Source organism: Streptomyces sp. 147326 (assembly GCF_045000215.1).
In the GTDB taxonomy this organism is placed as follows: Bacteria; Actinomycetota; Actinomycetes; order Streptomycetales; family Streptomycetaceae; genus Streptomyces.
Genome location: NZ_CP134201.1, coordinates 7,255,939 through 7,275,969, shown reverse-complemented (window position 1 = coordinate 7,275,969; position 20,031 = coordinate 7,255,939). Strand labels below are relative to the sequence as shown.

The following is a 20,031-nucleotide window of genomic DNA, read 5'->3' as shown; positions in this document are numbered from 1 at the left end:
AACTGCGGTACTGCTCACGGCGGCCCCTGATCACTGCGGGCCACCCGGTCCGGTCGTCAGCCCCGGCGCCGTCCTGCAACAACCCTGGCTTCGGAACTCCACCACCGCACCGTCATGCGAACTGCAACTGCGCTTACTACTGCCCGGCAGTTCGTCTCTGCCAGGCCCTGCGGTCTCTCTGGGCTACGAGAGAAACCATAACCACCCCACCACCCAATGTCTACTCCGGCCGTCATAGATTTTCAGGCTCGTCGGTGAGAGGTAGACCTGCATGGTCGGTCCAGGATGTGCACAGCGGCTTGCGCAGTAGGTCAGCGGCGGGAAGCTCCGTCAGCCGGCGACGGCCACGGGGGCCGCGGACATGTGGTCTTTGGTCGTGTCCGAGCTCGTCACGAACGCCGCGCGCCATGGCGGAGGCACCTGCAGCTTGCAACTGACGGCCCACACGGAGAGCATCGAGGCGGCCGTCGGCCGGCGGATGGTCAACCGCTTCCCCCGAGCGACGGCTGTCACTCGTCGGTCCTCCGGCGGGAAGACTGTGAGTGCTCTTCTCGACCGGTAGCGCTACCGGCCGAGAGGACGGGGCGACCGGTGCATAAAATCGGCTCTCATGTCGAATCCTGACGAGCTGCTCGTTGACGTTGCCACCTGGTGGAGTCCGGGCAGAGCAATCAGATGTCCCTGACTGTGGTCTCCTCCGGTGCTGTCATCACCGGTCGACTTGCTCCCGAAGCCGTGTGGAGGCAGCGGGTGTCGGAGGTGCTGACGGATTCCGCGCGTCTGGGCGAGTTCTCCGCGATCTTCACCGCCACGACACCCCAGGAGGGGCCACCCGCTCACCTGCACTTCCATGTGGCCCGCATTCTTCAGGGCACGGTGGGGATCCCGGAGACGGGTGGGATGTACCGCGTCTCGATCGCGGATGTCAGCGCCTGGACCGTGGGCGACTTCAGCTACTCCGACCACTGAACCGGCCCAGCGTAAAACCCTGGGTACGCGAAAAAGGGCCCGACCGGCGTGTGCCGGTCGGGCCCTTTTCGCTCACTGGGTGGCGGCACCGCCGGGCCACCCGTCAGGCGGTCACGGGGTTACCGAGCATCGCGGAGGCCCGCTGGAGGGGGCTGAGCACGCCCGTGGGCACGGCGGTCCGGGGAAGGCCGCGGCAGGTGAAGCCGAGCTGGTTCATGGCCCGGAGGACTTCGCCGGCGCTGAAGTCGCGGCGGTCCTGGCGGGTGATGACCTGGCCGACCTGCTTGACGGGGTAGGTGCGGCGGCCGATGATCACTGACTCGCCGATTACCTGCTCGGGCTTGATGCCCTTCATCGACTCCAGGACACCGCTCTTGGTCAGGTCGAACGGGAAACGGGCGATGACACAGCGCATGGATGCCTCACAGGGTGAAGGGGAAACGGGCCGACCACGGTGCGGTGGTTCAGCGGCTGAGGGCGAGGACGCCCAGGGCGCTGCCTTGTTCGTCCACGACAGGCAGGGCGGTGAGCCTGCAGTAACGCATCGCGTGGTTGGCCTCAGCCATCGTCGTCATGGGCGAGGCGAACGGCCCGCGGTCACCGAGAACATCGCGCAGACGGGTCCGGTCCGTGTACGCCGCGCTGTCGCGGACGATGGTGAGCTGGGCACGGGTGACCAGCCCGGTGCACAGGCCGTCCTCGTCGCAGACGAGCAGATGGTCCGCGCGGGCGCCGGCCATGACGGCCAGGGCCACCTCAACGGTCATGTCATCGCAGACCTGTGGACCCGCCGCTTCCATGGCGTCGTCCACCGTCGGGTGGCCGAGGTCGGCGGCATCGGCATGCGCCGGGCGGGGCTGCATCTGGACCAGCGTCAAAAGGTGCCTCCTGCAGAGGTGGGTCAGTGTCCTGATCACGTGGTTCTCAGGCCGCCGCATCAAAGGCGGTCTGTCGCAGGCTCGCGCGCCGCGCAGCCGACAGGGGCCCGCGTCGACCGCGGGAGGCCGTGCTGCGCTTGGGCCGCTCGGACACCGGTGCGGTGATGGTGACCGGAATGCCGGAGGGGGCCTGGGCACCGGTGATGCGGTTCAGGGCCTCGTCGCCCGAGCGGACCTGGGTGGTCAGCGGGGCGATGCCCGCGGCCTGCATCAAGCGGGCCATCTCGCGGCGCTGGTTGGGGGTGACGAGGGTGACGACGCTGCCGGACTCCCCGGCGCGGGCGGTACGGCCGCCGCGGTGGAGGTAGTCCTTCGGGTCGGTCGGCGGGTCGACGTTGACGACGAGGTCGAGGTTGTCGACGTGGATACCGCGCGCCGCCACGTTCGTGGCGACCAGCACGGTGACGTGCCCGGTCTTGAACCGGGCCAGGGTCCGGGTGCGCTGGGGCTGGGACTTCCCGCCGTGCAGGGCCGCGGCGCGGACCCCGCTGTCGAGGAGGTCCTGGGTGAGGCGGTCCACGGCGTGCTTGGTGTCCAGGAACATGATCACCCGGCCGTCGCGGGCCGCGATCTCCGTCGTCGTCCGGTGCTTGTCGGCGCCGTGGACGTGCAGGACGTGGTGCTCCATCGTGGTGACCGCGCCCTGCGAGGGGTCGACGGAGTGCACGACCGGGTCGGTCAGGTAGCGGCGGACCAGCAGGTCGACGTTGCGGTCCAGGGTGGCGGAGAACAGCATCCGCTGGCCCTCGGGACGTACCTGGTCCAGGAGGGCGGTGACCTGCGGCATGAAGCCCATGTCGGCCATCTGGTCAGCCTCGTCGAGGACGGTGATGGCGACCTGGTTCAGGCGGCAGTCACCGCGGTCGATGAGGTCCTTGAGGCGGCCGGGCGTGGCGACGACCACTTCGGCTCCGGCACGCAGGGCACCGGCCTGGCGGTGGATCGGCATGCCGCCGACCACGGTGGCCAGGCGCAGCTTGACCGCCCGGGCGTAAGGGGTGAGGGCGGCGGTTACCTGCTGGGCGAGCTCTCGTGTCGGTACGAGGATCAGCGCGAGCGGCTGACCCGACTCGGCGCTCTGGCCGGCCGTACGGGCCAGCAGCGCGAGGCCGAAGGCCAGGGTCTTGCCGGAGCCGGTACGGCCGCGGCCGAGGACGTCGCGGCCCGCGAGGGTGTTGGGCAGCGTCGCGGCCTGGATCGGGAACGGCGTGGCCATGCCCTCACGGGTGAGCGTGGTGAGCAGCTGGGCCGGCATGTCGAGGTCGGCGAAGGCCTCGACGGCGGGCAGCGCCGGAGTGATCGTCTTCGGCGGTGCGAACTCGCCCTGGATCGCGGCGGGCCGGCGGCCGTAGCCGCCCGAGCGGCTCGGACCTCCGGAACGGCTCGGGGCCGACGAGCCGAAGCGGCTGCCCCGACCCGAACCGGCGCCGGTGCCGAAAGCGGGGCCGCCGGTGCGGCCGCGGGTGCGAGAAGAGCGCTCGTTCGTACGTGTGGGGTTCATGCGGAACCTTCCTTGATACGGCACGTATCAAGGAATTCCCGCAGCGTAGAAGAGGCGCAGGGAATTGCAAGAACGGGCCGAATGGAATGCGACGATAGCGATCTGGCGGACAGGAATCTGTTCGGGCTCAGACGCTGAAATGAGGTGGCGTCATGCGGACGCGACAACCAAGAAAAGAAATCGGGTGCAGCTCCGAGAGGGCCAGTCGGCCAGATCTCTCAATGCTTGATACCGCGGGTGAACGCACCGCGGGAAATGCGTGCAGCTGGGGCCCGCACCCCGAGGGATGCGGGCCCCAGCTACAGAATGCGTGTCAGCGTCAGGCGGGAACGATGTTCTCGGCCGTCGGGCCCTTCTGGCCCTGCGCGATGTCGAAGGTGACCTTCTGGCCCTCGTTCAGCTCGCGGAAGCCCTGGGCGGCGATGTTCGAGTAGTGGGCGAACACATCAGCGCCGCCACCGTCCTGCTCGATGAAGCCGAAACCCTTTTCCGCGTTGAACCACTTAACGGTACCAGCAGCCATGCCATATCTCCTTTGGGGCAGTGCATCAACGTCTGCACTGTGCGGACGCCGTGTCGCCGCGATGATGCCCCGCCCGGAAATTGACCGGGAAATACAAAGCACTTCCGTGTGGCCCGAAAGTCCGACTGGAGGCGCTTGAAGTTCTTGGGTACCAAAACTGCAACCGAGATCGACAGTAGCACGCTGCAGCGGCTTGTGTGCGCTAGATATTCGGGCTGCCGTGTGGCGATAGAAACTCTCCCCGCAGGATCCGTTAAATTCTCAGGTCGCGGTGACAGATATTGATTCACCCCGAGCGCAGCGTTCTTAAGTGCTCGCCGTCGGCTGCAGGATGCGGCAGCGAGGTCGTCGCGGAGTTGGCTGGTTGAGGACGTATGGGGGGCGGGTGCCGCCGGGGCGGACCGCTGGAGCGGTCCTCGCGGTGGTGAGGTCCTGTACGACAACGAACGCGAAGTCGTTGTCGTGGAGGTGGCCAGGGTGCCCGGAGCGGGCTTGCCGCTACGAAGTTCTCCCTTGCCCAACTCAGCGAGGGGCGCCTGACGATCGGGGGGTGGGGGGAGGGAGGTGTCAGGCATCCCTCCCCTCACCTGCTCTACGGGTGCCGTCGGGGCCGAACGGCACAGGCGACCGTGTCGATCAGGCACTCGTCCATGCGGCGAGGAAGGCTTTCCGCCTGGCCGGATCGGCTGATTTGTGGTCGGCGTGCAGGACGCGCCAGGCGGTGAGTTCGAGGTCCCGGAGCCATAGCTCGCCGATGACCTGCGTTTTGAGGTCGGGAAGGTGGTCGGATTCGGAGAGCGCCTGGCCGATGACCTCCCCCGCTGCGATGCGCTGGGGCGGGGTCATCTCATCGAAGGCCGAGAGGATCTGTCCTGCCAGACCGGCGCCTTCTCCCGCCAGCGAACTGAGCACGTACTCCTTGATGTTGGCAGGAAGCAGGTAGAGGGAGCCCGAGGACCTCCACAAGTCCGACCAGAAGTGCTCTCCGGCCTCGGTGGGAGCGGGGAGCGCGGCCAGCAGTCCGAGGAGGTGCGCGGTGGCCGCGTATCCGTTGGAGTGGGCGGATGCGACGACGGCGATGTCCGCGACGCGCTCCACGTCGATTCGGCCCGCTTCGAGGCGGGGGTCCAGTCCCAGCCGCTGTTCCAGCTGATGGGAAAGGGGGACGGACGCGTGGGAGCGGAACTCGGGAAGCATCGGCGGTCCTTGAACGTAGGAGAGCGGAGAGGCCCGTTCGGATCCCTCATCGTTCCCATGAGCCGCCGAATTACACGACTTTCACGGTCTCAACCGGTGGCGGACCGCCAGGAAGCAGAACCATGAGGCGGCTGAACGTGCCACGTCCGCGGCGGACCTCTGGGGAGCTGATTTGAGCGGGCTCCTACCATGACCACATGGTTGCCCGTGATGCCCAGCACCCACAGCCCGGACGGGAAGCAGTGTCCCGAGACGACGCCGAACCCGGCAATGCCTCTTTCGCAACAACGGTCGGAGAACGCGACGACTCCCACCAGGTTTCCGACCTGTTCGAGCGAGCAGCCGATCTGGTGGAGCCGATCAAACCGAAGCTACGAGGCTGGCTTCACGCCGGAAGAGGGTGTCGGGGCAGGGGTTCCCGCGCTGGGGAGAGCGCTGCTGCCCGGGTCGCTGTTCGACCTGAAATCGAACTCCCTCGGCACCTACCTGCGCCCAGCAACGGCACGGGACCTCGTACGGATCACGGCCGGACCGCCCGGGATGCGCGCCGCGTTGTACTGCGTCTTCTCCCCGGCGGGCGCGCGGCAGGTCCTCGCCTCCGAGGCGGCCAACTTCCGCAAGGACACCCCCTTCTACCCAGAGGTCCGGGAGTCCTTCGGCAACGGGCTGCTGACCAGTCAGGACGAGGACTACCTGCGCCAGCGCCGGCTGGTCCAGCCGCTGTTGACCCGACGCCGGGCGGACGGCTACGCCGGGGCCGTCGCCGCCGAGACCGATATGGTCATCGCCGTCGGGGGGGATGCCCCAGACGGGGTCCTCGACGTCTCCGACGAGATGATGCACCTTGCCTTACGCGCCGTCGCGCGGATCCTCTTCGGCACCGATGTCGAGGCCACGGCCGATGTCGTGGCCCGGCGCTTTCCGGTCATCACGGATTACGTGCTGCGCCGCGGCTACTTCCCCGCCAACACCTCGCGCGAGTGGCCCACCCCGGGCAACAAGCGGGCGGCCACCGCGATGGACGAGCTCTACGGGGTGTGCGACAACTTCGGCCAGCCGCCCTTGCACTTCGGACACAGGGAGTCGAAGCCGTCGGTGTTGAAGTTGTGGATCCCGTCCCGGATCCGGTCATCACTGGTGAACGTCACTTCGGCGATCTTCGCCACCGGTATGCCCTGCGCGGACAGCAGGACCACCTGGGCCCGCCGCCAGGTCACCACCGACCCAGTGCCCCTGCGGATGATCCGAAGCGGCCGTCTGCCCTCGTCATCCTCGATCTCGAGTGCACGTACTCGCTCTGCCACCCGGACAGGGTGACGGTCACGCGCCGCCCGACACAGCACCAAGACGGCGCGTCACAGCACAAGAGGGCGCACGTTGCCTGATGCGGCACTAGCCCCACCGCCGGTGTGCCAGCGCCTCCACCTGGACAGTGGTCGTAGCCGGCCCGGCTCCCGCCTCGGATACCGTGTTCCTCTACGGGGTGCCATAACGGATGTGACGCCCCCCACCGGAGGTAGACAGCGTATGAGTTCAAAGCGCAGCAAGAATCCAGCCCTGCCCGTACTTGACGACGCATTCCGACTCGAGTCGGTCAAGGACGCCGAAGAGTCCACCCGTGACTTGGCCGCGCGGCTGGCCACTACCGAGCTGCGCCGCGTTTCCCACCCGGGCCGGGTCACCTGGGAGCCCACCGATCAGGCCGAGCCCGTACCGGTCCCGCCGAGTGTGGTCGACGGTGACGGGGACCTGTGGCTGCGGGACCGGGGCACTGGCACCTGGACCATGCCCGAGTTCAACCCGAAGGAGTTCCCGGCCCGCTGTGGCGAGGTTCTGACGTGGAACCAGCTTGCCCGCGAGTTCGGCCCGCTTACCGCACTGGCCGACGACCGCCGCATCGGCGGCGGCCGGCGCTGACCGCGCAGCCTTCTGGGATGACCGCGCCCCTGAAGCGCCCGTTACGGGTAGCTGGGAGCTCCAGCTCACCGCCGAGCTCGACGATGGCGGCGAGCAGGTGAGCGTGGTGGTGGCGTGCGACGGCCTCGATCAGCGTGGTGCGGGCCTGGCGCCACCCGATGTCCTCGGTGCGGCCGGCGTCGGTGGACCAGCCGGGTAGCGGTCGGCCTTCAGTTGCCGTGGTGAGCGCGCGGCCCAGCTCGGCGATCGACTGCTGCCGGTCGGCCAACTGCCCGAGCAGGCCGCGCACCAGCTCGTCGACGGCGGCCGCCGGGCCGGCGCCGAAGGCCCGCGCTTCGGCGCCGGCCTCGGCGAGGACGTCTTCGTCCAGGTCCTCGAGGGCCTCACGCCACGGAGCGGAACCGGCCAGGGCGGCGTGCAGCTCGGCGTCGAGAGCGGCGGGCGAACACGGCAACGGGGTGCTGATGAGGATATGTGAAAATCACCAGGGTCGCTCTTCCCCTCAGCTGGTTGGGGGTTGAACGTTCTGGGGAGCCTGGGGATCGAGGAGCGGAGAGACCAGGTCGCGTGCGTCCCGATGCCGTCCTCCGCCTTGGCGAGGTAGGCCAGGGCGGTGAAGGCGGAGGCGCCGGAGCCGATGACGGCAGTGCGCTTGCCCGCGTACCGGGTCCGGACGGCGGGGTCCGTCAGGTCGGGGACGCGGTAGGAGATCCGGTCGGAGGCGGCGCGCCCGTCGAGGGCGAGCAGGCCGCTGGCGCCGGCCGGGCTGGGGGTGGACCAGGTGCCGGAGGCGTCGATCACGGCGCGGGCGAAGATCCGCTCCTCGTGGCCCGTGGGGCTGGTGAGGTGGATGACGAAGGGCTGGGTCTCTCGGTCGGCGTCGACGATGCGGTCACGGCCGGTGCGGGAGACGCCGGTGACGGTCGCGTTGTAGCGGACGCGGTCGCCGAGGAGGTCGGCCAGGGGCTTGGAGGTAGAACTCGGCCCAGTCGCCACCGGAGGGGCAGGTGGCGCCGTCCGGCTTGACCCAGCCGGTGGGGGCGAGGAGCTTCTCGGCGGCGGGGTCTACGACCTCGGACCAGGTGGAGAAGAGCCGTACGTGCGACCAGTCCCGGACTGCGGTCGCGGCGGCCGGGCCGGCCTCCAGGACCAGGGGCTCGATGTCCCGCTCGATCAGGCGCGCGGCCGCGGCGAGTCCGATCGGGCCTGCGCCGGTCACGACGACAGGCAGGGTCTCGGTGGATGCGTTCACGGCAGACTCCCCAGTTGATTTGACGTTTGTCGATGTCCTGACGCCTCTAGGGTGACTCCTGGATCGACGTCCATCAACATAGACATCTGTCGAATTTAGACGGATGCTGGGGGCATGACTACGAAGGTGTTGCCGCTGCTGGAGCCGGAGGCCGTGGCGGCGTGCTGCCCGCCGCTGACGGAGCGCCCGCTGACCGCCGAGGAGGCGGAGCGGACCGCCGTCATGTTCAAGGCCCTGGGTGACCCGGTTCGCCTGCGGCTGTTCTCCGCCATCGCCTCCCACGAGGCTGGCGAGGCGTGCGTCTGCGACATCTCCGACGTCGGCGTCTCGGCGCCGATCGCGGGCGTGGCGAACGCGGCTGGCGAGTGCTCCCTCTTACTTCGCCTGGGGCTTGAGGTGGAGGGTGAAGCGGGCGCCGCCGCGTGGGCTGGTGGTGGCGTCGAGGGTGCCGTCGTGGGCGTGGGCGATCCAGGAGGCGATGGAGAGGCCGAGGCCGCTGGAGCCTGAGGCGGACCCGCTGCGGAAGCGTTGGAAGAGGGAGTCGGCCAGTTCCCGGGGTACGCCCGGTCCGGTGTCGTCGACGGTCAGCGTGCCGTCGGCGGTCACGGTGAGCTCGACCTCCGCGGGCCGGCCGGGGGCGTGGCCGTGGACGAGGGCGTTGCCGAGCAGGTTGGCCACCGCCCGCTTCAGGAGGTCGGGGTCGGCGACCACGACGACCGGTTCGGTGCGTACGGTCACGTGGTGCCCGCCGGTCTCGGTGTCGTCGACGACGGCTTCGACGAGCTGGTCCAGGCGCATGGGCTGGCGGTCCGGGGCGCTGACGCCGGCTGCCATCCGGGCGCGGGTGAGCAGGCCGTCGATGAGGTCGCCCATCCGGCTCGCCAGGCGCACGGTCCGTTCCAGGGCGGCGTCCCGGTTGGTGTCGTCGCGCAGCGCGGTTTCGGCGAGGATGCGCAGTGAGGCGGCCGGGGTGCGCAGGTCGTGGGCCGCGTCGGCGAGGAACTCCTCCTGCTGGCGCAATGCCGTCAGCGCGGGTCGGATCGCGCGTCCGGAGAGCAGGTGTCCGGCTGCGGCGGACAGTGTCACCAGGGCTGCGCAGCCACCTGTCAGGAGCAGCGTCAGCCGGCGGTGTGCGGCCTGGTCTGCGGACATGTCCACGGCGGCGACGAGCGCGCCTTCCGGTTTTTCGCCGTCGCCTGCCGTGTAGGGCTCGGCGAGCAGCCGGATCTCGTGGCCGTCTTCGCTGCGGGCGTCGACGACGACCGCCTCACCCTCCTTCACGGCTGCGGCGGCCGCCTCCTCCAGGTCCTCGTTCCGAGGCCCTACGCAGGCCTGGCGCGGCTGGTAGACGATGGTGGGCTCGTTCGCCGTCGTGGCCACCACGGTGAGCAGGGGGCACTCGGTCTCCATGCCCTCCTTCAGGGCCTGGACGTCGAGTTTGCCCTTCTCGTCGGTGCCCAGGAGCGGGATCGCCCGGCTGGTCTGGAGGTTGAGGGCGTCGTCGAGCTGGTTGCGCCAGGAGTTGTCGTTGGTGTGGATGGCGAACGCCGCGAGGGCGATCAGCCCGACCGCGCTGGTCAGGGTGAACAGGGCGGTAAGCCGTCGGCGCAGCCGGCGGGCGCGGGCCTCGGCCGCCGTCATGCTCGGCCGGTCGTGGGGGGTGCCAGGCGGTAGCCGATGCCGCGGACCGTGTGGATCAGCGGTGGGTCGCCGAGCTTACGGCGCAGTTGGGAGACCAGCACCTCGACGACGTTGGAGTTCGGCTCGGCCATCTCGTCCCAGCATTTCGCGATCAGTTCGGCGCGGGGTACGGCCTGGTCAACGCGGGCCGCGAGCAGTTCCAGTACGGCGAATTCCTTGCGGGTCAGGATCAGCAGCACGCCGCCCCGGTGCACCTGGCGGCGGGCGGTGTCGATCTCCATGTCGGCGATCCGCTGCACCGGCGGCCGGGCCGCCCCCGCCCGTCGGCACAGGTTGTGCACCCGGGCCACCAGCTCGGGCACGGCGAACGGCTTGACCAGGTAGTCATCGCCGCCGACGGCGAACCCAGCGACCCGGTCGGCGACCGTGTCACGAGCCGTGAGGAACAGCACCGAGACGGTCCGCCCCGCGCGCCTCATCTTGTCCACGTAGTCGATGGCGTCCCCGGAGGGCAGTGTCCGGTCGAACACCACACAGTCGTAATCGGTGACGAACAGTGCCTCGTCGGCGGCCGGCAGATCGGCTACCTCGTCGACGGCCAGCCCCTCGGAGCGCAGCGCTGCGGACACCGCGAACCGCAGATCGTCATCGTCCTCGACCACCAGTACTCGCACGGCGGTCAGGATAGCCCGCCCGTCAGATCGGCCCTGGGCCCGTCCTCATCAAATCCTCAGGTTCCCTCAGGGAGCATCCATCCAGGTCGCAGCGGAATCGAACACGCGGCGACTTGAGACACCCCCGGGCGTGGACCCCCCACCCCCACCCGGCTCCACGTCCGGGGGGCAGGCCGCAGACAGCGGCCTCCCCGCTCTAGGCGCCGGCTTGAACGCGTGCCCTGCGCGCCGTGAACCGGCGCCGCCGACCAGTCCCGACGGAGTACTCCCATGAACCATCCGGCCCTCAAGCGCGGCAGCCTGATCCTGGCCCTGGCCGCACTCGGCGCGACGGCACTCACCGGCTGCGGCCCGGCCAGTGATGGCGCACGACCGCCCGGCGTCGGCGCCGTATCCGCCGATCCCGCCGGGCAGAGCGATCTGCAGGGCTTCTACCAGCAGAAACTGACCTGGACCCGGTGCGGTGAGCTGCAGTGCGCCACGCTCACCGTGCCCATGGACTACGCACATCCCAAGGACGGCCGGACCTTCACCCTCCCGCTGGCCAAGGCCGTCACCGCGGACCCCGACTGGCGCGTCGGCTCCCTGGTCTTCAACCCCGGCGGCCCCGGCGAATCCGGGGTCGACCAGCTGAAATCCGGCGCCCAGTCGTCCTTCAGCGAACGGACCCGCGCCCGCTTCGACATCGTCAGCTTCGACCCGCGCGGCGTGGCCGGGAGCAAGCCGGCCGTCGACTGCGGGTCCTCGGACCCGGCCGCGGAGGACCAGCCCCCCTCCGGTGCCGGCGACACGTCGACGAGCCTGTACCCGAAGACCGACGCCGAACGCCGCGCCGAACTCGCCAACGCCGAACACCAGACCGCCGCCTGCAAGGCCCGCAGCGGCGCGATCCTGCCGCACGTCGGCACCCTGGACGCCGCCCGCGACATGGACGTACTGCGCGCCGCCCTCGGCGACGACAAGCTCACCTACCTCGGCTGGTCCTACGGCACCTACCTCGGCACCGTCTACGGTGAGCTGTTCCCGCGCCGGGTCCGGGCACTCGTCCTCGACGGCGCGGTCGACCCCGCACTCGACTGGTCCGAGGCCGCCCTCCAGCAGGCCAAGGGCTTCCGGAAGTCGGTGGACGACTACGCCGGGCAATGCGCCTCCGTGGTGGGGAACGCCTGTCCCGCCGCCACCCCCGACGGTATCCACAAGGTGATCACCGACCTGTACGCGCGGGTTTCGAAGCGCCCGCTGCGCATCAAGGGCAGCGACGAGCGGCTCGACCAGGCCATGCTCAACGCCGCCGTCAGCATGTCGATGTACTCGCCGGAGTCCCAGTGGCAGCCCCTGTCCGAGGCACTTCGCGCGGCGCACAAGGGCGACGGGACGAAGCTCGCCGAGATCGCGGACCCTGGCATATCGGCTCAGGACGACAGCTCCGACGGCGGATCCGAGCCGGGCTCCGACGACGACCAGGCCCCCGGTAACTCCTCCGACGCCATCGTGGCCGTCAACTGCCTCGACCAGCCGCACCCCAGGGACCCGCAGCCCTACTGGGACCTGCTCGACCGGGCGAACCGCGAGGCCGGGGCCTTCGGCACCTCCAACGTCCTCGCCGCGCTCACCTGCAAGGACTGGCCTGCCGGAGCGCAGAAGCCGCACCGCGTCCAGGCCGAGGGCCTCCCCCCGGTCTTGGTCGTCGGCACCACCGGCGACCCGGCCACGCCCTACGAGTGGTCGAAGAACCTCGCCGGTCAGCTGCCCGGCGGCATGCTTCTCACCTTCCGGGGGCCGGGCCACACCGCTTACGGCCGAGGCAGCGCCTGCGTGACCGCCGCCGTGGACGCCTACCTCCTCGACCTCAAACCGGTCCCGGACGGGACGACCTGCTGAACAGCCCCCTCACAGCCCGTACGTACCACTGGAGATCTTCCGCATGCCCATGGACCTGCCCCCGGATTCCTCGCTCGCGTCAACGGTCTTCCAACCGTTGCAGCCCGACGACCCGGGCGAAGTGGGCAGCTACCGGTTGTACGCCCGGCTCGGGGCCGGCGGTATGGGGCGGGTCTACGTGTCGTACACACCCGGCGGCCGGCCGGTGGCCCTGAAGACGATCCGGCCGGAGTTCGCACAGGACCCGGAGTTCCGGCGGCGCTTCGCGCACGAGGTGGCCAACGCCCGGCGGATCCACGGGCTGTACACCGCCCAGGTCATCGACTCCGGTGCAGGCGCCGAGGTGCCCTGGCTGGCCACCGCGTACGTACCGGGCCCGTCGCTGCAGCAGGTGGTCCGGGACCACGGCGCACTGCCGGTGCGCACCGTACTGCTGCTGATGGGTGGGATCGCGGAGGCACTGCAGGCGATCCACGGAGTCGGCGTGGTGCACCGGGACCTCAAGCCCGCCAACGTACTGGTCTCGGCCGACGGACCCCGCGTGATCGACTTCGGCATCGCCCGCGCGGCCGACGCCATCGCGCTGACCGGCACGGGTTTCCGGATCGGCTCCCCCGCGTTCATGGCGCCCGAGCAGGCCCTTGGCCGACCGGCCACGCCCGCGACGGATGTCTTCGCGCTGGGCGCGCTGGCCGCGTACGCAATCTCCGGCGCGCTGCCGTTCGGCGAGGGGCCGGAGACCACGGTGCTGTACCGGGTGGTCAACGAGCAACCCAACCTCGACCGTGTCCCGGGCGACCTGCACGGGCTGCTGCTGCGCTGCCTGGCGAAGCAGCCCGAGGACCGGCCGACGCCCACCGAGATCATCGAGACCGCCCGCACCCACCACACCGTGGGCGGGCAGCTGCGCTTCGCCGACGACTGGCTGCCCACAGGGGTCAGCACCGACATCACCCGCCGCTGCGACCTGCCCCGACACCTTCCCCCGGCCGTCGCCCCCGCCTGCGTTCCCACCCAGGCACCGCCCGGCTCCTTCGGCTCCCCACAGCCCCCGACCGAGGCACCGACCGCCCTGCTGCCCACACCGCCGGCGACCGTTGCCGCTCCGGCGCCACCCGCGCAGGTCAAGCCCCGCCGCCGTCGCCACAAAGGCGCGTCCTGGAAGACGGTGCTCGTGGTGGCGCTGCTGACGGCGCTCGGCGGAACGATCGCAGGCGTACTCCTGGCCGTCCAACCCGGCCAGATCCCCAACGACACGGATGACACCAGCCCCGACGCGGCGGCAAGCACGGCCACCTACACCCCGGCGTATACCGAGACGGTCCTGACCGCGCCCGACGACTCCTACGACTTCGACATCACCACCGGCACGCTCACCCCCACGCGGTCCACCCCGTGGGCCGTGGGACACAACGCCGACGGGTTCCTGAGCCCGTCGGACAGCGACGCCTCCATCACCCCCAGCAGCCAGCCGACGCCCGCCGAGTGCTCCACAGCCATCGACCAGCAACCTGCGACTGCCGTCGGCTTCGGAGATCTGCCGACCGGACGAGCCTTCTGCGTGCGCTCACGCAGCACTCACGACATCGCGATCCTGCGAGTGATCACCGTGTCCGACAACGGTCCGGTGACGATCTCGATGGACTACTACCGCAACGACAACTGACTGCCGTGCGACACCGTTCGTACCGAGTCATAGCTGACCTCATTCTGATCGCCGTGACGGGTGTCACGGTGCTTGTCCTGTTCGGCTGGGTCGACAGCTGGGGCGTCGGAGCCGGGCTCTTCGGTGAGTCGGCGGGATGCCCGTTGTTGCCCAGTCTGCTCGCTGTCTTCGCTCACCCGGATGACGAGTCCCTCCTCGCTGGCGGGGTGCTCGCCCAGCACGCCGCCGCCGGGGCACCCACGGCGGCGGTCGCCGCCACCTGGGCCCCGGACAGCCGTCGGGCCGCCGAACTCGCAGCGGCGCTGGATGTCCTCAGCGCGGGTGCGCCACGGATGCTCGGATACGGTGACGCCCGCAACGAATCGTCGGCGCCCGGCCGACCCCGCTGGTGCGACGTGCCCCTGGACGACGCCGTCGCCCAGGTGGTCGCGCACATTCGGCAGTTCCGCCCCGACATCGTCGTCACTCATGACGTGCTCGGCCAGCTGACCGGGCACCCGGATCACCGGCGCACCCACCAGGTGACGCTGCTCGCTGTGGAAGCAGCCGGAATCGCTCACCTTCACCCGGAGGCCGGGGAGCCGTGGCAGCCCCGCGCGCTCTACGCGGCCACCCACCCTCAGTCCGGGATCGGCGACCTCGGGCCGCTGCTGTGCGGGGTCGGCAAGACCCTGCTGGCCGTGCCGGACGAGTACGTGGCCGCCGCCGTGAACGTGACGGAATGGATCGACCGCAAATGGCGCGCGATCTGCTCCCACAGCAGCCAGCTCGAAGGCGAGCGACCGCTGCCAGCGCTGCTGTCCCGCGTCGATACGGAGAGGAGGAACCGCATTCTGGCCATCGAGTACTTCACCCGCCTCAGCCTCCCGACCGGCGGCCCCATCGCTTCCGCGCTCACCAGCGGTCCGACCGTCCACTCCTGTGGGTCGGGTTCCGTAAGGACAGGCTGACGTGGACGGGCTCAGGTGGCGAGCCGACGTGGTACGCGACTTGGCTTCTCCGAACTACCGAGGGCGTCCCGTGATCGGGTGACGGGACGATCAGTCTCGAGGAGAAGGGTCGGCATGTGGCCGGAGAACGGCTGCGAACGGCGCGGGTGTTAGTTTCCTTCCCGTGTTGGAACACCAGGACGAGACCAGGGCGGCCTACGACGGGGTCGTCGAGCTGTATGCGTCGATGTTCGCTAATCGGTTGGAGACGCAGCCGTTCGCGCGGAACATGATCGCCACCTTCGCCGAGCTCGTGCGTGGGACGGGGAATCTGCGGGCAGCCGACGTCGGGTGTGGGCCCGGACATCTGACGGCCATGCTGCACGACTTGGGGCTGGACGCCTTCGGGCTCGACCTCTCCCCGGCCATGGTCGACCACGCCCGGCGGGCCCATCCGGCGCTGCGGTTCGACGAAGCGCGAATGGAGGCCCTGCCGGTCGAAGACGGCGCGCTCGGTGGAGTGCTGGCCCACTACTCGATGATCCATACCCCACCTGGGGAATTGCCCGCGCTGCTCGCTGAGCAGGTGCGTGTCCTGGCATCAGGGGGCTTGCTCCTGGTGTCCTTCTTCGGGACCGAGGGGCCGGAGCCGGTCCGCTTCGATCACAAGGTGGCGCCCGCCTATAGCTGGCCGGCGGAGCAGTTTGCCGAGTTGCTGGCCGGGGCCGGGCTCGTCACGGTGGCTCGGTTGCTCCACGACCCGGCCTCTGAGCGGGGCTTCCTCGACACACACTTGCTGGCCCGCCGCCCGTAGAGCGTGGCCTGGGGTGGTGTAGGTCATCCGCCTGCTGAAGCGCCGCGTTCTGGCCGATCGGTTTCGATCGGTGCAGACCTTCCGAGCATCGCCGGAGACGACAACCGTCCAGGTCATGAAGACTCCGGCGGTGCGGCCACCGCAGTGGTGCGAGCAACGATCTCCCGGAAGGAAGGAATGCCCAGGTCAACGGACTGCTGCTGCCGGGAGATCTGCGCATCGAGCTGGGCGAGCTTCTCCTCGGCGTGACCCAGGCTGCTCTGCAAGCCTTCGATCTCACCAAGCCAACCCTCGCGTTCGGCTTCCAGGATGCGCGCGAGGAGGTTGTCGCGGATCTCGATGAGCCGCGGACGTTCTGTCGCGTGAACGATGAGTACGGGACAACGGACACAGGCGTGCTCATGAGCACAATCGGTTCCGTATGCGCGGCCGCAGTCGCCCAGGGCGAGCTTGCGGCGCTCGAAATGCCCAAGGAACTCGTCCCATTCCTCCGGGGTGACGGTGCGGTATTCCTCGACAGGCCGCAGTGCCCGGCGCCGGGCGATGAACGCCCGATGGGCCTCGATGGCGTCCGTCGGGTAGATAGCGGCGTATCCCATCGTGGTCCCGATGTGGTCGTGCCCAGCGATGACCTGCGCGATGTGGGGCGGTAGGCCATTGAGGATGGAGTCTGTGATGAAGATTCGGCGGAAGTCGTGGGGCTGGAAGATGAGGGGGTCGCCTGCGCTGTCCACCAAGCCCGAGGCCAGCAGAGTCGCGTCGAGTCCCCTGCGGATCGTCGTCGCAGACAGCGGACGCGGGGCTCCAGTAACCCGATCTTGGATCAGCAGCGGCATCGGCGGGTTCCAGACCCGTTCGTAGTGGTCGTAGCTCCGGACCAGGGGAACGCGACCGTTGGCGGCGCGGAGTCGGGAGACGACTGTGCTCAGGACGTCGGCCAGTTCCGGTGTGACCAAGACGAGTCGTTCCTGGTCTGTCTTCGATGGGGCAATCTGTAAGAGCGGGACGACCTGGCCGGTGGTGGGCAGCTTGTAACTGATGATGCTGTGATGCCCCAGCTCGAGGAGTTCCTCGATGCGGATGCCGGTGTGCCGCAAGACCTCGATAGCTGCCCATGCCCAGAATGCGCTCCGCTCCTCGCCCGCGAACGATCGCCGGCGGCCGCGGGCGTCCCAGGCATGGACTGGACGTCCGTCAGCGCGCTTACTGGAGCGAGGGACGGTGAACGTCTCGCCCAAGACGGTGAATGTCGAGTTGAGCGGTGCGGCGTTGAGCGCATCAATTCGAGCCGTGGCCTCCCTCAGAAGGCGGCCAGCTGTCTGCACCAGCGTGGGCAGCGCGGGAAGGCGCTCACGAGTGCGTTGGTCCATTCGGGCCTTGAGCTGGCGGTCAGCCTTTGCTGTCGAGCACTCGGCTTCACTGATCGGGCAGGGAGCGACCCAAGCAGCCCACTGGCTGGGTTCTTCCACTGCCCACTCCGCCAGGTCCAAGTACAGGGCCCTGACCTGGGTCTTGATGGCGGTTGCGTTCCTGCGCGGTTCGGTGAACTCGCGGAAGGAGCCGTCGGGGAGACGCTTGCGGACGGTCTTCGTGGCCAGTCGGAGCTTCCAGGCAGTCATCACCTCGGCGGGCAGCCGAAGAGAGTCGACGCCCGGATGATGCCGCTCCAGGTCGTCCCAGAACCGAAGCGCCAGCGAGTTCGTGAGCCCCATCAAAGACGTGAAGTCAAGACCTACGGACCGATGGGAAAGATAGGCGACCAACAGATCGCGGACCGGCCGGCACTGCAGTTGGTAACGGTCCACGAGATCTGCAGCAGTGAGTTGCCCAGTGCGGTGGGAGATCCGGAACAGCGTGTGCGGTGCGTCTGCGGGAAGGATGCCCAAATTGAGCAGCCAGGTGTAGGCGAGCTCGATCCGCCGATTGCTGTTGGTCCGGTTCGTGCGGTGCCATAGCAACAGGTCACCGACGACGATGTCCTCGATGGTCCCGCCCTGGCAAGCCATGATCTCCGTGATGGTCTTCAGCCCGGACGAACCATCACCCGACGACAGCTCCACCGGCAGTGACGCTCTCAACCGTGCGAAGCCCTCGGGGTCACGCGCCTCCTCCATAGCCGGTCGGAGATGCCGCGACCTGGACCCGATGAGGAAGCCCGGGTCGGGTCTGACAGCATCCGCGCAGAGCAGTGCCAGGACCCCGACCAGGAGCGTCTCGCGCCGGGACACGCGTGATTCCGAGCGAGCCCACTTCGCGTAGGCATCCCTCCACCCGGGGGACGCAATCTGCTGGCCGTGGGCAGGACTCGCTTGCCAGCGCTCCTGCCAGGTCTCGCCGGGAAAGGTTGCCAGCCAGTCCAGCACGAGGCGTGCACCGAACATTCGATTCGCCTGAGCGCTGCTGTCCGCGACTCGCAGCGGCGGACGAGCCATCCGTTTAAGGATTTCTGCGCGCGAGGCGGCTGTCGCCGGCCACGTACTCGGCCTTCGACGAGGTGGAAACCGGTTCATCAAGGTGAGCGCTTCGGCGCCCACCAGGCTTCTCTTCTTCGGCACAAAACTCGAGATGATGTGCGTTGCAGCGCTGGTCATGGCACGTCCCGTCCGAAGAGGATCGACAAGGAGTCGGGGTTGTAGGACGGCTCGTCAACGGAGACGGGCGGCTGCTTGCGGCGCTGGTCCTGACGGGCATGGTGGGCAAGCCCGGCGGTGATGACGTCGTCACGAGTAGGACGGTTGTAGATGTCCAAGGTCGACAAGCACTTGTGGCCGAGGATCTTCTGCACGTAGACCGGCGGCATGTTGGGGTCGTCGAGCATCAGGAACGTCGCCGTGTGCCGCAGGTCGTGAAGGGTCCAGTTGGCCCCCAGAAGCTCGTTGGCACGGTTGAACATCATGCGGGCCGCGTCGTATTCCAGCGGTCGCCAAGGGCGCCGCAGTGTCCACCACAGCGGGTGGTGGCGGCCGCGAGGGACGCCCTTCCTCCAGGCATCCTCCTGGTAGAGCCGCAGCCATACGAACGCGTCGGGGTTGGTGGGCAGCTCCTGGTATTCGCGGCTGCCCTTGCGGATCACACCGATGGTCTGCTCACCAACGACCGCACCGCCTTGCCTGACGGTAAGCAGTTCCTCAGCGCGAGCGCCGGTAGCGACCCAGAAGGCCAGCAGGGCCCGGTCGCGGTGCGAGCGGAGCCCAGCGAAGACCTCGGTGTACTTCTCGTCGGGGATCCGCCGCGGGATCTGCTGAGGAACGGTGGGCCGGTAGAGGCCCGTGCGCCGGTTCCGGTGCTTCTTCTCACCGTGGCTCTGTGAGCCGGGCCGTGCCGAGCGGCGGTCGCGAACGATCGGAAACGGGTTGACGAGCAATGCCCCGACGTTGCCATCCAGATGGAAGTCGTAGAACTGCCGCAGCACCGTTTCACAGTGGGCACGAGTTCTCGGCGAGTACTTCGTCCCGACGGTGGGCTTGCCCGTCACCGGATTCGGTGTCCCCGGCACCGGCCTGTCACTGCGAGGCGGCGGGATCTCTGAAGGCGCCTTGCCTCGGCGGCGCCAATGCACGCGTACCGGCTTGTTGGCCACCTTCATCCACAACATGAAGTCCCGGGCATCCTCCCGGGTAGCACGGTCCCACTCGATCCCGAGCACCCACAAGAACCGGAACCAGCGCAGCAGATCCATGCCGTACGACCGCGGCGTCAGCGGCGACCTGTCCCTCGCCATCAGCTCTTTGAGGTACAGCGCTGCTGGCTCGACCGGGCTACCGACCGGATCCAACACCCTGTACGGCTCCCAGGGGTCCCCCGTCTCCAGTAGCCGGCCTAACTCGGGCAGCACGAAATCCCTCAGGTCCCTTCCGGGACGTTGCTCATCAAGCACGCCGGGAAACTAGCAGACACCCCGCCTGAACTGCGAGGACGCACTAGTTAGTTCGGTCAACAGGCCCGACTCTGCGCCGGGGCTTCTGCCCGCCATGCGTTATGCAAGCAGAATGTGTGTCCATGTGTCTCGTGTCTCAAGCCGGGCACGTGACCGGCATCGTGCACAGGCATATCACCGTCACACGCGCCAAGCCCCTCGAAGCTGTGCGCCAGGGCTGGTCAGCCGGAAGCCCGCGGTCGACCTCGACCA

At 68.9% G+C, this 20,031-nt stretch carries 16 protein-coding genes and 5 pseudogenes; 8 read left to right on the top strand and 13 right to left on the bottom strand.

What is annotated here, in order from left to right:
• Positions 1–331: 331 nt before the first annotated feature.
• Both RIU97_RS33455 and RIU97_RS33450 read left to right on the top strand, forming a co-directional pair.
• A pseudogene (locus tag RIU97_RS33455) lies at positions 332–562 on the top strand (ATP-binding protein); the annotation flags it as partial.
• A 48-nt stretch (positions 563–610) separates the two neighbouring features.
• Positions 611–969: pseudogene (locus tag RIU97_RS33450) on the top strand (hypothetical protein).
• 103 nt (positions 970–1,072) lie between these two features.
• On the opposite strand, the gene RIU97_RS33445 reads toward RIU97_RS33450, so the two are convergent.
• The 6 genes and pseudogenes from RIU97_RS33445 to RIU97_RS33420 form a co-directional block, all read right to left on the bottom strand.
• A complete protein-coding gene (locus RIU97_RS33445) occupies positions 1,073–1,384 on the bottom strand; it encodes an SCO5918 family protein (protein WP_404961245.1) in 312 nt (103 codons plus the stop codon).
• 49 nt (positions 1,385–1,433) lie between these two features.
• The gene (locus RIU97_RS33440; RefSeq protein ID WP_404961244.1) at positions 1,434–1,847 is read right to left on the bottom strand and encodes a CBS domain-containing protein; all 414 of its coding nucleotides are present in this window, start codon (positions 1,845–1,847) and stop codon (positions 1,434–1,436) included.
• Between the two features lie 46 nt (positions 1,848–1,893).
• A complete protein-coding gene (locus tag RIU97_RS33435; protein ID WP_404961243.1) occupies positions 1,894–3,408 on the bottom strand; it encodes a DEAD/DEAH box helicase in 1,515 nt (504 codons plus the stop codon).
• Positions 3,409–3,727: 319 nt separating this feature from the next.
• Positions 3,728–3,931 carry a cold-shock protein gene (locus RIU97_RS33430; RefSeq protein ID WP_008734853.1) on the bottom strand — a complete coding sequence of 68 codons (204 nt, stop codon included), beginning with the start codon at positions 3,929–3,931 and terminating at the stop codon, positions 3,728–3,730.
• 636 nt (positions 3,932–4,567) lie between these two features.
• Positions 4,568–5,128 carry a hypothetical protein gene (locus RIU97_RS33425; RefSeq protein ID WP_404961242.1) on the bottom strand — a complete coding sequence of 187 codons (561 nt, stop codon included), beginning with the start codon at positions 5,126–5,128 and terminating at the stop codon, positions 4,568–4,570.
• A 1,031-nt stretch (positions 5,129–6,159) separates the two neighbouring features.
• Positions 6,160–6,432 (bottom strand): annotated as a pseudogene (locus RIU97_RS33420) (helix-turn-helix domain-containing protein); the annotation flags it as partial.
• A gap of 223 nt (positions 6,433–6,655) precedes the next feature.
• Here RIU97_RS33420 and RIU97_RS33415 point away from each other — a divergent pair.
• Positions 6,656–7,045 (top strand): hypothetical protein, encoded by a 390-nt coding sequence (locus RIU97_RS33415; RefSeq protein ID WP_404961241.1) that lies wholly within the window; start codon positions 6,656–6,658, stop codon positions 7,043–7,045.
• On the opposite strand, the gene RIU97_RS33410 is transcribed toward RIU97_RS33415, so the two are convergent.
• The 3 genes and pseudogenes from RIU97_RS33410 to RIU97_RS33400 form a co-directional block, all read right to left on the bottom strand.
• Positions 6,999–7,499: a hypothetical protein gene (locus tag RIU97_RS33410; protein ID WP_404963123.1), complete on the bottom strand. Its 501-nt coding sequence runs from the start codon at positions 7,497–7,499 to the stop codon at positions 6,999–7,001. The genes RIU97_RS33415 and RIU97_RS33410 overlap by 47 nt on opposite strands.
• Before the next feature lie 86 nt (positions 7,500–7,585).
• A pseudogene (locus RIU97_RS33405) lies at positions 7,586–8,297 on the bottom strand (NAD(P)-binding domain-containing protein); the annotation flags it as partial.
• A gap of 95 nt (positions 8,298–8,392) precedes the next feature.
• A complete protein-coding gene (locus tag RIU97_RS33400; protein WP_404963122.1) occupies positions 8,393–8,521 on the bottom strand; it encodes a hypothetical protein in 129 nt (42 codons plus the stop codon).
• On the opposite strand from RIU97_RS33400, the pseudogene RIU97_RS33395 reads away from it, so the two are divergent.
• Positions 8,472–8,633 (top strand): annotated as a pseudogene (locus RIU97_RS33395) (ArsR/SmtB family transcription factor); the annotation flags it as partial. The gene RIU97_RS33400 and the pseudogene RIU97_RS33395 sit on opposite strands and share 50 nt — an antisense overlap.
• Positions 8,634–8,672: 39 nt before the next feature.
• On the opposite strand, the gene RIU97_RS33390 reads toward RIU97_RS33395, so the two are convergent.
• Complete coding sequence (locus tag RIU97_RS33390) at positions 8,673–9,938, bottom strand: sensor histidine kinase (RefSeq protein WP_404961240.1); 1,266 nt, start codon at positions 9,936–9,938, stop codon at positions 8,673–8,675.
• Entirely contained in the window at positions 9,935–10,612 is a 678-nt protein-coding gene (locus RIU97_RS33385; RefSeq protein WP_404961239.1) for a response regulator transcription factor, read from the bottom strand. The genes RIU97_RS33390 and RIU97_RS33385 overlap by 4 nt, the downstream gene beginning before the upstream one ends.
• Positions 10,613–10,882: 270 nt before the next feature.
• Here RIU97_RS33385 and RIU97_RS33380 point away from each other — a divergent pair, with 270 nt between their 5' ends.
• From RIU97_RS33380 to RIU97_RS33365, 4 genes are all read left to right on the top strand, one after another.
• Positions 10,883–12,493, top strand: coding sequence for an alpha/beta hydrolase (locus tag RIU97_RS33380; protein ID WP_404961238.1), 1,611 nt, complete (start codon positions 10,883–10,885; stop codon positions 12,491–12,493).
• 43 nt (positions 12,494–12,536) lie between these two features.
• Entirely contained in the window at positions 12,537–14,159 is a 1,623-nt protein-coding gene (locus RIU97_RS33375; protein WP_404961237.1) for a serine/threonine-protein kinase, read from the top strand.
• Between the two features lie 146 nt (positions 14,160–14,305).
• Entirely contained in the window at positions 14,306–15,109 is an 804-nt protein-coding gene (locus RIU97_RS33370; RefSeq protein WP_404963032.1) for a PIG-L deacetylase family protein, read from the top strand.
• A 163-nt stretch (positions 15,110–15,272) separates the two neighbouring features.
• Entirely contained in the window at positions 15,273–15,902 is a 630-nt protein-coding gene (locus tag RIU97_RS33365) for a class I SAM-dependent methyltransferase (RefSeq protein ID WP_404961236.1), read from the top strand.
• A 113-nt stretch (positions 15,903–16,015) separates the two neighbouring features.
• Here the strand turns inward: RIU97_RS33365 and RIU97_RS33360 are convergent, their stop codons facing one another.
• Together RIU97_RS33360 and RIU97_RS33355 are read right to left on the bottom strand one after the other, a co-directional pair.
• Positions 16,016–18,493 carry a tyrosine-type recombinase/integrase gene (locus RIU97_RS33360; protein ID WP_404961235.1) on the bottom strand — a complete coding sequence of 826 codons (2,478 nt, stop codon included), beginning with the start codon at positions 18,491–18,493 and terminating at the stop codon, positions 16,016–16,018.
• On the bottom strand, positions 18,490–19,779 hold the full coding sequence (locus RIU97_RS33355; protein ID WP_404961234.1) for a tyrosine-type recombinase/integrase: 1,290 nt from the start codon (positions 19,777–19,779) through the stop codon (positions 18,490–18,492). The genes RIU97_RS33360 and RIU97_RS33355 overlap by 4 nt, the downstream gene beginning before the upstream one ends.
• Positions 19,780–20,031 lie beyond the last annotated feature (252 nt).